Raw genomic sequence first — 13240 nt, forward strand, 5'->3', positions numbered from 1 at the left:
TGATTTTCCTGTGTCTTGAGCCGTCAAGACACGGATTTTGAGCGCATGATGAAAGTTTATTAGAAGTGCCCGGGCCAAAAGCATTGACTGAACTGAATCGTTTTGCTCAGCTCCCGCCTTTCAGGCAGAAAAAGCTGAGAGGACATCATTGAACTTCATCGAAGACATCAACCAAATGTTGAACCAGTTTGAGCAAACGTTCGTATTCCTGCATAATCAGGTTACTGCCCGTTTCAAGTTCGATATCATCAAGATCATCTGCCAGGGCGTCACAGTCTTCCATGAGTTGATTCAGGGTTGCTTCACGCTCTTCTTCGCTAAGCTGATTCATTTGCTTGAGCAATTGCAAAGCTTCTTCCTGTAATGCTTCACAGCCATCCTGGAGAATCTGAAAGGCACCATTGTAATGAAGGGCTTTAAACAAGCGCTCTTGAAGTTGTTCCAGAGGGCGCATCTGCAGCCGGATTTCACTGGTCTCAAATTCCGCTTCGAGCACATCAAGGGATTCTTCAATTTGCGCTTTAACGGCCAGAGTCTGCTGGTAGAGAATACTTTGCAGCTCTGAATTTTCCTCATCAAGGGTCAAGGTGTGGTTAATTTCACTTTGCAAAAGATAACGCACCTGCTCTTGGGTAAACCGAAGAACCCGTTCGTAAAACGCATCATATTCAGTCTGGGATTTCGGAAAACGCAAAGCTGAAAATCGTTCCAAATCTCTCGCCCAACGCTCATCCTCAGAGAGTGAGGTTTCGTATTCAATGTATTGAAAGAGTTCCTGAGCCTCAGCATGTTCAGGATCCTGGTCGAGAATTTGTTTTAAATAGACCTTGGCACTCCCTGAATCTCCCAAGAGATAGAGCAGACGGGCCATTTCGATCAGAAAACGGGCTTCATGAGGAATTTTACGCAGGGCCGTCTGCAAAAGTCGGTGCACTTCAAGCAGCCCAGCTTTGTTTTCAAAGCCTCCAGCCTGAATTTCATCCAAAAGTTGACAGGCCAATACGTAGCAATCGTCAGGATCTTCCCCATATTCTTCAAGAGGTTTACTGCTTTCAGGTACAAACTTGAACATCAATCGCTGTTTCAAACCCAGCATTTGTATTCTCCTTCAATAGCAATATTATCCTAATTTATTAAAACCCTGGTTCTAGATATTAGTGTACCCTGAAAAATTTCAAAATTCCTGAAAAATCAAATCCGCTATTTTTTCAACCATCAACAAGGCCCAAAAAATACACGGCAGAGTTTTCTGCCGTGTCAAAGAGTTTATGAATTAGTGAAGGCCATAGTCTGCGGGGGTTTTACGATTCACACCATTTTCCCAGTTCTGAAAATGTGCCATGGCCTTACGACTGTCTTGGATCGTGTTGACTTCGTCGTTGTTTTCGGGCATGGTATTAAAAAAGAAGACATTCAGAATTGCCTTGTTAAATTTTCCCCAAGACTGGAAAAATTTTTTGGTCGCATCCATTGTTGCCTGGGGGCTGTCGATAAAGCGCTTATTCGCTGCGCGAAATTCTCTCCAGATTCTGCCTTGTTTGGTAGATTGGAGATCATCACCAAACGATTTTCTTTGCGCCCGATAACGCGTAAAGGTGTCAGTGTTTAAAACGCCGATGACTTGATCTGAAGCAGATGAAAGAGATGTCAGCAGTTCAGTCCGACAGTTTTTTAAAGCATTTTCAGTCTCTTCACTGGGATTGGCAAGATGTTTCTGCTCGGCTTGCAGTAAATTTTGATAGGCTCGTTCTGATTGAAATCGGCATGCCGAAGAAATATTTATCTGCTTGTTGCCAACTTCATTTGAGGATACATAATGCAAATGGAGAAATTTCATCTGTTTGGTGGCTTCGGGAGAATCTAAACCATGGCGGTTGATGATCTTGTTTAGATCGCGTGATTCCAAAATATACTCTGTGTTTTCACTACAATATTCTTTATGAGCATAGGCCAGAAAGCGATTGGCTTCAATCTTGGAGGCTGAATCTGAACGGGGGTTAAATTTCATCAAGATGAGATTCATGCATTTAACTTTGGGAGATAAGCCAATTTTTCCACTTGTGGATGATTGTTCAAATTGAATGGAATTCCGGCTGAACCCTATCAACTTATTTAAAATCGAGGTGGCTTTCAGTTTGCTGGCATCGTAATCGATCATTTTAAAGCTGAACTTTTCATCAAAATCTTTGAGCAATTCTACCCGCTTATCTTGAACGACACGGGCTGGCTGGGGCATATCCTGAGCGCGTTCGCTGATCACACTGGGAGTAGCACTTTTAAATAATTCCGCCATGGTTGTTGGCGTTTTTGTTTTTTGTGGAGATTCAGAAGGAGCCACAGAGCTTTCGGTTGTTTTTACGGGTTCAGAAACTTGGCTGGGGGCAGTGGGTTTGGGTGAAAGGGGAGCAGGAATGGGGGTGCTGACAGGGGTATTTGGGATGCTTTGCATTTTTTAACCTCTTGCTGTGGTTTTGATAATTCAAGTATACGGCGTTAACATTATTTTAGTCAAGGTAATTTTCTGATTTTTTTTCATTTTTTTTCTCGCAGCTTATAAATTGATCATTTCAAAATTTGAGCAATGCTGCCAAAATTAAGCCCCAAAAGCTGCTGTCAATGGGCATGATGAGCCGAATTCAATCCAGAAGCGATGTTTGGCTCTGCGCAAGGCATCCGTCGAAGGCAACGCGGGGAGGCATCTCATCGAGGTATTCGATACCGTAATCGACCTGTTTGAGTTCGAGGGTGATGAGCGAGCGCAGCACAAAAGGACAGAGCTAAAAGCTCAAGACCACTCTGCCAGGCCAGCGGCAGCCTGTTTCATCGTTTTGCTAGCGGTGGTGAAAAATGCGGGTATCCCGTTCCCGCTCAACGAAATGGTTCAGCAAGCTTCGCCAACAACCCAGGCAGCTCTGCGATGTTGAATTCTAATTTTTTACAATTCTCACAGGGTGTTTCCATACTTTTTTTTCGACCTGTTCAACCCTTCTCTTGCCTCGACTTTTACGCTACGCTAAACATGTACCATGAAAGGCAAAGCTTTCTAGAATCTTTCTCTTCATTTATCCCAGACCAGCAACCACTCTCCTGTGGTGCTGTTATGCTTTTGTCGCAACAAATCCCGAGGTAATCTATGCAGCGTTTTAAACGAGCGATCTTAACCCACGGGGGTGCAGGCTCAAATCCCCAGAATTCAGACGGCCCTCAAGCCGCAGCCGTTCAGGGCTTGGCTCTTCTGGAGCAGGGCCAATCCGCTTTGGCAGCCGCAGTTCAGGCTGTCAAATACTTAGAAGACGATCCCCGCTTCAATGCGGGCACAGGCTCGCGTCTGCGCGCCGATGGTAAAACCATGCAAATGGATGCCTCCTGCATGACCAGCGCAGGCCAATTTGGTGCCGTGGCCTGTGTCGAAGATGTTCAAAACCCGATTGATTTGGCCCAGGGGGTCTTGCTCTACTCGCCCTGCATTCTGCTGGTGGCAGACGGGGCCCGATTATTTGCCCAGCAGCAGGCCATTCCGTTTTGGACTACCCGCCAAAGCCCCAAATCCAATCCCCAAGCCAACCATCATCCCAGCCCAGATCAGGCCCCGGCCTGCGATACCGTTGGGGCCGTGACCTTCGATGGCAAAGTCTTTGCCGCAGCACTTAGTTCCGGTGGACTCGCTCAAGCTGCCCTCGGGCGTGTTGGCGATGTGCCGCTGCCGGGCTGTGGCCTCTTTTGTGGCCCAGAGGGGGCCGTGGCCTGCACCGGCGACGGTGAGTTTATTGCCCTCAAGCTCTTGGCCAAAGAAGTCTACAATTGGCTGGCTGAGCTTAGCCCCACAGAGGCCGCAGCCAAAGCCCTCAGTCTTTTCGACCCCAGCGTGGATATTGGCTTGATTATCCTCACCAAAAATGACTTTGCCGCCCAGTCTCGCAATGGCATGGCTTGGTCGCAGCAAACAGAGAGAGACTAAAATATGGCCTTAAAACCTTTTTTTCAGGGGCGACTGATCGCCATTGGCGGCAACGAAGACAAATCCGATCAATTATTGGTACTCAAACGCGTGGTACAAGAGATTGGCAAACCAGATTTTAAGGTGGGTATTGTTACCACTGCCAGCGAAGAGCCCGAACAAAGAGCCAAAGACTACCAGGCTGTGTTTACGGCTTTGGGCGCCGCTGAGATCGTGATTTTGGATATTCGCACACGGGCCCAGGCCAATGACAAGGCCATCGCCAAAACCCTCAAAGATCTCGACTTGATTTTTTTGGCTGGAGGTGACCAATTGCGTCTCACCACCATTTTGGGTGGCTCGCGCATACTCGAAGCCATGCATCACAAGCTCGATACCGGGGCATTGATTGCAGGTACCAGTGCTGGAGCAGCTGTTTTCTCAGACACCATGATCTACGAAGGCAGCAGTGAAGAGGGCTTGGTCAAAGGCAAAGTGCTCACCACCTCTGGCTTTGGCTTTGTTGAGAATATTATCTTTGATACCCATTTTATGGCGCGGGGCCGTTTGGGGCGTCTGATTCAGATTGTTACCACCAATCCCACCTGTATTGGTGTGGGTATTGGTGAAGACTCGGGGGTGTTGCTCAAAGGCGATGAAACCCTCGAAGTGATTGGCACAGGCCAAGTCCTGATTGTCGATGGCTGTGATATTGGCCATTCGAATATCATGGATATTCAATTGGGGGGGCCAATTGCGGTCGAAAACGTGCGTATTCACTCGCTGGTCAAGAGCTATGGCTTTGATTTCAAAACCCGCAAATTTATTGCTCCGATTGTCACAGAAAAAAAGGAAAGCCCATGATTACAATTCAAGAACTCAAAGCCCTGCGCGGCCCCAATCGCCACAGCCGCCACCCCGCTATTTTTATGGTTGTGGATATCGCAGGCTACGAATTAACCCCCTCAGACAAATTGCCAGGCTTTAACGCGCGCCTTTTGGCTTTGATACCCAGCTTGCAAATGCATGGCTGCTCCATTGGTGGGCCCGGTGGCTTTGTTCAGCGCCTTAGCCAGGGCACCTGGGCCGGACACATTATTGAGCATATCGCGATCGAATTGCAGTGTTTGGCGGGCATGGAAGTGGCCTATGGCAAAACCCTCGACACAGAACAAACGGGTATCTATCTGGTGGTGTTTAAATACCTGGTCGAATCAGTGGGCTTAAAAGCCGCTCAATCAGCGGTAGCCCTCTTTGAGGCCCTGGCAGAAGACCGGCCCTTTGATTTGGATCAGGCCGTGGCCGAACTCAAGATTTTGCGCGAAGACAATATGCTTGGCCCCACCACCTGGAGCATTGTCGAAGAAGCGCAATCACGCGGTATACCCTGCATTCGCCTCAATCAAGACAGCCATATTCAATTGGGCTATGGCGCTTACCAAAAGCGGATTCAGGCTTCTATTACCAGTCAGACCTCAGCCATTGCCGTCGAAACTGCCGATGGCAAAAGCGATGTCAAAGCCTATTTGAAAAATGCGGGTATCCCCGTACCCAAGGGCCAGATAGTCACCAGCGAAGCCGAGGCCCTGGCTGTTTTTGAAGAGATCTCTGCGGCGGTGGTGGTCAAGCCCGATGTGGGCAATCACGGCAATGGCTCCACCATCAATATTAGCGATCGCGAACAATTGATCAAAGCCTTTCACGAAGCCCAGGCTTATCACCATGAGGTAATTGTCGAAGAATATGTGAACGGTGGAGATTATCGCTTTTTGGTGATCGCTGGCAAGTTTGTGGCTTCTGCCACGCGCGAACCGGCCCATGTGGTCGGCGATGGCCAGTCCACGATTGCCGCGCTGATTCAAGGCGTCAATGCCGATCCCCGGCGCGGCTTTGGCCATGAAAAGGTCCTGACCCAAATTGAAGTCAATTCCATGACCGCAAGACTCTTGGCCCTCAGAGGCTTGTCTTTGGCTGATTGTCCTGCCCCTGGCGAAAAGATCTACCTCAAAGCCACTGCCAATCTCAGCCAAGGCGGCACAGCTACAGATGTCACCGATGAAGTGCATCCTGAGATTCGCCTGATGGCCGAACGCACGGCTCAGATTATTGGATTGGACTGTGTCGGTATCGATGCTTTGGCCCGCGATATCTCCCTGCCTTTGCATCAATCTGGTCTCAAAGTGGTCGAGGTCAATGCTGCACCTGGCTTTCGCATGCATTTAGAACCCACCCACGGCACTTCGCGCAATGTGGCCAAACCGCTGGTGGATATGCTTTTTCCCCAGGGTTATACCCAGGTGCCGGTTGTGGCTATCACGGGTACCAATGGCAAAACCACCACCGCAAAACTGATCACCCACGCCTTGAAATACGCAGGCAAAAAAGTCGGGCTGGCCTGCACCACAGGCATTGCCATTGATGGCAACTTTGTCTTGAGTGGCGATTACAGTGGCCCCGAAGGAGCGGGTATTGTTGTTAGAGAGCCCAGTGTTGACCATATTGTCTTAGAGGTGGCCCGTGGCGGCATCATCCGGCGCGGGCTGGGGGTCGATGAAGTGGATGTGGGCGTGCTCTTAAATATTGGCAGCGATCATATGGGCACAGATTGGATAGAAACGCAAACAGATCTCGCTTTGGTCAAATCCACGGTGATTGAAGTGGTCAAAAAAGAGGGCACAGCGGTTTTAAACGCAGACGACCCCATCACCATGAGCGTTGCCGAGCGCGCACGGGGCAAGATTATTTTGTTTTCGCTCAATGTCCATAATCCGCTGCTGGCTGAGCATATCTCCAAGGGGGGCACGGTGGTTACCGTTGAGCAGCGCAATGTCTTGATCCGCAAACAGGGTTTGGATATTCCTGTTTGCAGTCTCGAAGAAATCCCGATTAGCTTTGGCGGCATTGTTGATTTTAATATTTCAAATGCCCTGGCGGCGATTGCCGCGCTACAGGGCTTAAACCTGCCATTGGAGCAGATTCGCAACGGCATCATGACCTTTTATCCTTCTGCCAATCAGAATCCAGGCCGCATGAACCTCTTTGATTTTCAGACCTACAAAGTGCTAGTAGATTACTGCCACAATGCCGACTCGGCAACGGCTTTGCAGGGCTTATTACCCAGGCTGGCCCAGGGCCAAAAGATAGGGCTTTGCCATGGCACTGGCAGCCGCACAGATCAGCAAATTATTGCCTATGGCAAGGCCCTGGCACCGCTCTATGACCGCGTCATTTTGACTGACTTTGATCCGCGCCAAAGGCCTGAAGGTCAGACACCTGAGTTGGTGCGTGAGGGCCTGCTCTTGGGCGGGCTTGCCGAGACGCAAATTGAGATCGTGCCTGTGGCAGAGGCTTTAAATCAGCTCTTTGCCCAGGCCCAAAAGGGCGATCTTTTGGTGATCAACCCCAACAAACTGGAGCCAATCATGAGCCAAATTATGGAGCGCTACCGCCAAGTGATTGCAGGAATTTAAACAGACAGCCAGGGACGCCCTGTGTCAGGATAAATTTGCTGTCCTGATGGAAACCGCCAGTCTCACCGCTCAGGAATTAAGCGAATATTGCCGCAACAAAGGCCTTTATCCAGAAGAACGTTGGAAACAGACTTTTATTCAGGGTTTCAGCCCCTCCACGTCTGAACCCAGGCCGTTGGTCAGGAAAGACCCGCAATTGGACACCTATTGGAGCCCTTGCTTTAAATCCGGTAAATCTGCCTGATTCTGAACGGTCGGCTGCATGACTCACCTGACAACGACCTTGACAAATACCGGCAGTATTCAAGCTCTATTTTTGATTTAAAAGACTATAATTTTGTTTTCTGGCAGATAGTTTTTTTAAAAGTAAAGTGACCAGTAAAATACTTATAATCGGAAGACATATCATTCCAAAAAAAAGTTTTAAAATTGATATTTTAGAAACCAACAGCAACAGAACATTCGATATTTTTGGCAAATAGAATATTGAAGCCACAATACATATATTTTCAAGATAATCAAAGCCCATACCAACGAAGGGTAAAAGACTCAAATAGTACATTTTGCTATCTTCAGAGACGATTCTTTTGAGGAGCGCCAATAAGGCCAAACTCAAAAACAGTGCACCTATTAAGGGAAAGAGCAGATCTACAGAAGTAAAATGTGTGATGTAATATTGTAGTCCCTCCTTTTTAGACAATAACAAAAAATTCTTCAAATATTCATAATTGTATCCAAAAACAACGTCTGGAGCATCATATCCACCCGTCAGAGCTTTAAGCTGTGGCGATACAATCTTATCAAATACTGTTTTGAGAGCGGCAAATAAAACAAAAGATATTGAAATAAACTTCCATGTAGAAAATTTATTTAATTTATCAATAATTTTTCTCATTTATAATCTCTTTATAGATTCAATATTACATAATAGTTCAAGTTTGGCTTTTGCATCATCTTTTAACAAACCACCGTGATAACAGATGATATTTTCGAAATCAAGTTCTAGCAGTTTTTCAAGTGATTGAGTTGCCAGATCCATATCATTTGTGAAATTGGGATCTGGACCTTCCAAGACTCCATTCACAAGATTAAGAGCATCTCCAACAACAACTGTCTTATATTTTTTTAAGTAATAACAAAGATGTCCCGGTGTATGTCCTGGCGTGTGAATGACATCAATTCCACCGCATATATCCAAATAATCTCCATCTTTTACGGAATTATTTACTTTAGACTTCAGTTCTTCAAGCATGTCCACAATCGTACCGTTTATTTTGCCTTGAAGTTTCTTTTCTATCTGAGTTATTCTTTCTGGCGTCATTTTGATTGGCATTTTTGTAAATTCAATATATGGCTTTTCATCACAATGAGATACGGTCATTAAATGTTCCGATGCCATTTTTTGTAATGAACTTAAGCTGCCAATATGATCTAAATCTTGATGTGTAATTAAAATATGAGATAATTCATTCAATGAGCTGCCGGTCTCCTCAATAGCATCTATAAACAAGTCAGCTTGCCCAGGAAAACCAGTATCAATCAAAACAACGGATTCGCTATCCCATAGCAACACTGGATTGATTACACCATCGCCGCCTATAAAGCTCTTTGGAATATCCAGTATTTTTAATCCTTCAGACATATTCATCATGTATGCAGCCAATAATTGGCATTCTCCTTTATTTATTCAGAGTAAAACTAAACTTTTCAATTGTTTCATCTATCCATTTCAGAATTCCTTCTATTTCAATAAGCACATATCTGAAGGATGACGAAAGATAAATGAAATTTACATTTTTGTTGATGCAGGAATTGGCATGATATTCTTCTTCAAGCGTTTTTAATAAGTGCAGTTTCTGTTGATACTGCACTTTTGAAGTCTCAAGCATGTCGATCATCAGTTCAGGTGTCAAATTGCTGCCAAACGAGAATTTAAGTAAAAGCTCATGACGTGACGGTTGAATCTCGGTTGCTTCAAGCATCCAGTCTTTAAGAACTTCTTTTCCTTGTTCAGTAATTTGATAAATTTTCTTTCTTGAACTATCACCGGTATCCAGTATCCTGATCAGCTCTTCTTTCTCTAATTGAGAAAGGACAGGATAGATATGTCCAAAATTTTCATTCCAAAAATGTGAAATCGTTCTGTCACAGAATTTTTTGATATCGTATCCTGAGCTTGGCTTTATCGCCAAAACGCCTAATAACGCATATCTGGTTTTATTTTTTATAGCCACATTTTTCTTTCCTTATATCAGACTGATATAGTTATCGTATATCAGTCTGATATAGCTGTCAACGTACTGGTTTGTTTTTGTAGGAATGAAAGTAGCAATTCGCTGTGCCTATGGAAGTCACGGTCTGGAACCTTCGGAACAGAGACACCGAACATGAGCATCAGGGTCAGATATCCCTGATGCAAGCGGATTCTATGGGATTGCATGAGGAGTCCCAGAAACTAAAATACTCTAGGGAATAAGCTCATAGGCACCAGCGTCAGGATTGCCGCTATAAGCCCGACCCGTAATGTCCTGCGTGAGTGGGTTTGTTCCTGAGCTATCCAGGTTTAGAGCGGCTGACCCCACTGTCAGGGACAGGCCATCGTCAGCGCTGAAATAGAGATTATCTGCCCCATCGGGATCTGCTATGGCAAGAAAAGCGGGATCCGTTGCCACATTGCCCGTAGAACCCGCTTGCAGAGTATAGCTGCCCAAATCGCGCAAGACGGAATACAGAGAGGTCAATAGATTGGTCTGGAGATTAATGGGGTTGGCTTCATTGTCCCAAACGATGCTATTGCGCAGGTTCAGGTTGCCACTGCCCATATGAATGGCATGGCCAGCGGTGCCTGTGTTTTCAGAGAAACTCACCTGTTGCAGCTGTAGATTTCCAGCATTATTGGCAAGCCCGCCGCCTTCAGCGGCTGAGCTATTATTGGCAAATGCCGAACGGCTGATTACGGGGCTTCCAGAACCCGCCAAATACAACCCACCCCCTGATAGGGTCGCTTGATTTCCCACCACCATCAACTTGTCCAGGGCCATGAACGTTCCTGCTGAAAGGTACATCCCTCCACCGATGTTCTGGCTGATATTATTCAAGATGCGGCTGTCACTCAGGTTCAGTTTTGTTGCGTTGATATATGCGCCCCCTCCAGGAAAGGTCGCCTGATTTTGCTGGTAGAGTGTCCGCAATAGATTGAGTTGGGTACCAGTGAAATACATTCCTCCGCCGTTGCTTTGGGATTTGTTCAGTTCAAAAGTACAATCTGTAATATCTGCTTGCGTGCTTCCTGAGAGATAAAGGCCACCGCCAGGAGAGGTAGCTGTATTGTTCTTTAAGATCGTATTTGCCAGGGTGAATGTATTGACACCCGTGACATAGATCCCACCGCCCACAGAAGTTGATTTGTTATTGTCAAAGCTGGATTGAGAAATATTCAGATTGGAAGAGGAGGCATAAATTCCCCCCCCTGGGGAGGTGGCGGTATTGTCTTTTAAATTCAATTTAACTGCTGTGAGAGTGCCGGATGAGATATTGAACGTACCCAGACTGTGGCTATTATTGCTGGCACTTACATCTGTCAATTGCAAACTGGAATTGTTCGGAGCGTAAATAGCAGACCCCCCAGCCCCGGTTGCTTTGTTATTTGTAAAATTTACACGTGTTAAAGTCAAAGTTCCACCTGTGCTGCGAATGCCAGCCCCCCCGCCGCCATTGGCCTGACAGGCGTTAAAGCTGGAGTCGCTGATGCTCAGGCTGGCCGCAGTGCTGTTGTTATAAATGCCGCCCCCGCCAGCGCCATTGGCTTGGCAGGTATCGAAACTGACGTGTAGCAAATTGAGATTGCCCGCATTATTGTAAATGCCCCCGCCCCCACCGCCTGTTCCTGCGACACGCAAAAAACTGACCAGGCTAAGTTCTTGATTCCCACCTTCTTTGTACCAGGCTCCTCCCCGATCCACTGAGTAATTATTGCGAAAAATCGTATTGCGCAAAGTCAGCGATTGGTTGCCGGTATACAAGCCGGCACCACGTGGAGAAGGCAGATCAGAGGTTGTATTGGCATAGCCGCCTTCGATCACCACACCATCGATTAGGGCTGCATCGCCATGGCGCAGGATATTGATGGAGTTGTCACTGGGATTGCCAAAGGGCAGGGCACCATAAACATCGTCTTTATTGAGATCTCCGCTTAAAATGGATTCGTTGGCGGCGATGTTGCGGCTTGCCAAAACGGTCTCGCTACCAGCAAAACCACCATACAGGCGCACCTGGGCAGGCACCATAAAGTGGGCTGTGCGATCACCTGTATTGGAGGGCCGATAACTGCCTTTGGCCAACCAAACTTCGTCTGTGGGTTTTGCCAGGGCAAGTGCAGACTGCAATTGCGTAAAAGCGTCAGCCCAAGAGGCCCCCGTATTATTGCCGCTGGCCGTATCATGAACAAACCAAACCCGGTTGCTCAGATTGAGTTGGGCTTGCAGGTTGTTTTCTGAACCTTGCAAAACCAATGCTCCAGCCACAGCACCTGCGGGTATTTGGAATTGTATGGATGTCGGGCTTTGCGCCAGTAGCGGTGCGACTACACCATCGACTGTGATTTTTTTAATTGTATCCAAACGCGTACCTGAGACACTTACATTCATGCCAATCTGGTAAGCTGTGCCCGCGACAGCATCCAGACTGGGTGGGGGCAGGGGGGTGGCAGTCGGGGTGGGTGTTGGAAGAGGGGGGCTAAAGGTACTGCCGCCAAGATTTGAAGCTGTTACGGAAAACAAAAGTGATGCACTGGCAGATGTACCCGGAAGGGTCACCTGAATTTCCGAATAGCCAAAATCTACCAGAGCAGTCAATTGCCCCTGAGGGGTTATTTGAAAATCTTGGGGCCGAGAAGAATGGTACTCCAAAGGCAAGTTTGAGATATCGAGTGGCTGTCCGTTGGCATCCAAGGCTGTGATTGTAATTTGTCTGCTATCACCTATTCCGCTTAAAAAACGAGAGGAGACAGAGATTTTTAATGCATTTACAGAGGCAATGAGCTCTGGTGAGGCATGGAATACCTTTGTTTTTGGTTCTGTAGAAGCTGTGCTCTGAGGTGTCTCTGGCTCTTGCGGTGGCTTGGGACTCACAATGGGGATGGAAGCGGGTGATGGCTTCACAAGCGTTGAGGGAGGCAGGGAGGCCTTGATCGTAACCGATGCAATGGGGCCCGGCAGGGGATTTGCCTGGCAAGCAAGCAATAAACTGGCAGCGCAACCGAAAGTGAACCATTTCTTTGACTCAAGCATAAATGTGCATCCTTCATTTATTTGATGTCGACTTGAAACCGAACAGCAAACGATAATCTGCACACAGGCATTCAATCACTTATTTTTCTCAATATTGCCAGATGCTTAATTGTCGGTTGCCCAATTGCCAAATGTTCAATAGATGAATCCAACAGATAAACTCAACGGATAAAAATCCTCATCATCCCAAAACGAGTGAATAAGCCAAAAACGAGTGAATAAGATGCTAATAGGCCAGCTAATGAATCTTATTATATCACCTATTTGGCGTTGTTTCATGAATGTTGAATTCAAAAAAATCACCAAGGTCAGTGAATTTGTTTGGTTCTGAGGCCTGCTCAGATTTCTCTTTCTTGGGATATCTATCATGGCATTTGTAATCCTTAAAGCGGGGCGGCAGTTTGCAGCCATCAATGGCAAACATTTCACGCCCAATCAGCTTCTGTTCATCACAAATCATCAGTACCTGTAAAAAGAGTTGGGAGATTTTTTCACTGGAACGGGAAATAAAATCTGCAATCGTGGTGAAATGGGGTTGTGAATTG

The 13240-nt window shown here is 46.8% G+C and carries 11 protein-coding genes and 1 pseudogene; 5 read left to right on the forward strand and 7 right to left on the reverse strand.

Features of this window, described 5'->3' with window-relative positions:
- Positions 1–145: 145 nt before the first annotated feature.
- Positions 146–1096, reverse strand: a complete 951-nt coding sequence (locus tag COW20_11110; GenBank protein ID PIW48076.1) for a hypothetical protein — start codon at positions 1094–1096, stop codon at positions 146–148.
- 177 nt (positions 1097–1273) lie between these two features.
- Positions 1274–2449 carry a hypothetical protein gene (locus COW20_11115; GenBank protein ID PIW48077.1) on the reverse strand — a complete coding sequence of 392 codons (1176 nt, stop codon included), beginning with the start codon at positions 2447–2449 and terminating at the stop codon, positions 1274–1276.
- A 205-nt stretch (positions 2450–2654) separates the two neighbouring features.
- Between COW20_11115 and COW20_11120 the strand changes: the two genes are divergently transcribed.
- The 5 genes from COW20_11120 (at position 2655) to COW20_11140 (ending at position 7651) form a co-directional block, all read left to right on the forward strand.
- Positions 2655–2924, forward strand: coding sequence for a hypothetical protein (locus tag COW20_11120; protein ID PIW48078.1), 270 nt, complete (start codon positions 2655–2657; stop codon positions 2922–2924).
- A gap of 209 nt (positions 2925–3133) precedes the next feature.
- Positions 3134–3958, forward strand: coding sequence for an L-asparaginase (locus COW20_11125; protein PIW48079.1), 825 nt, complete (start codon positions 3134–3136; stop codon positions 3956–3958).
- A gap of 3 nt (positions 3959–3961) precedes the next feature.
- Positions 3962–4801, forward strand: a complete 840-nt coding sequence (locus COW20_11130; protein ID PIW48080.1) for a cyanophycinase — start codon at positions 3962–3964, stop codon at positions 4799–4801.
- The gene (gene cphA / locus COW20_11135; protein ID PIW48081.1) at positions 4798–7407 is read left to right on the forward strand and encodes a cyanophycin synthetase; all 2610 of its coding nucleotides are present in this window, start codon (positions 4798–4800) and stop codon (positions 7405–7407) included. The genes COW20_11130 and cphA overlap by 4 nt, the downstream gene beginning before the upstream one ends.
- A complete protein-coding gene (locus COW20_11140; GenBank protein ID PIW48082.1) occupies positions 7394–7651 on the forward strand; it encodes a hypothetical protein in 258 nt (85 codons plus the stop codon). The genes cphA and COW20_11140 overlap by 14 nt, the downstream gene beginning before the upstream one ends.
- Before the next feature lie 66 nt (positions 7652–7717).
- On the opposite strand, the gene COW20_11145 is transcribed toward COW20_11140, so the two are convergent.
- The 5 genes and pseudogenes from COW20_11145 to COW20_11165 all read right to left on the reverse strand — a co-directional run bounded on the left by COW20_11145 (position 7718) and on the right by COW20_11165 (position 13240).
- On the reverse strand, positions 7718–8302 hold the full coding sequence (locus COW20_11145) for a hypothetical protein (GenBank protein ID PIW48083.1): 585 nt from the start codon (positions 8300–8302) through the stop codon (positions 7718–7720).
- Entirely contained in the window at positions 8303–9058 is a 756-nt protein-coding gene (locus COW20_11150) for an MBL fold metallo-hydrolase (protein ID PIW48084.1), read from the reverse strand.
- Positions 9059–9086: 28 nt separating this feature from the next.
- The gene (locus tag COW20_11155; protein PIW48085.1) at positions 9087–9641 is read right to left on the reverse strand and encodes a PadR family transcriptional regulator; all 555 of its coding nucleotides are present in this window, start codon (positions 9639–9641) and stop codon (positions 9087–9089) included.
- A 231-nt stretch (positions 9642–9872) separates the two neighbouring features.
- Complete coding sequence (locus COW20_11160) at positions 9873–12695, reverse strand: hypothetical protein (GenBank protein PIW48086.1); 2823 nt, start codon at positions 12693–12695, stop codon at positions 9873–9875.
- A gap of 394 nt (positions 12696–13089) precedes the next feature.
- Positions 13090–13240: pseudogene (locus COW20_11165) on the reverse strand (transposase).

The organism is bacterium (Candidatus Blackallbacteria) CG13_big_fil_rev_8_21_14_2_50_49_14 (genome assembly GCA_002783405.1).
Classification (GTDB): domain Bacteria; phylum Cyanobacteriota; class Sericytochromatia; order UBA7694; family UBA7694.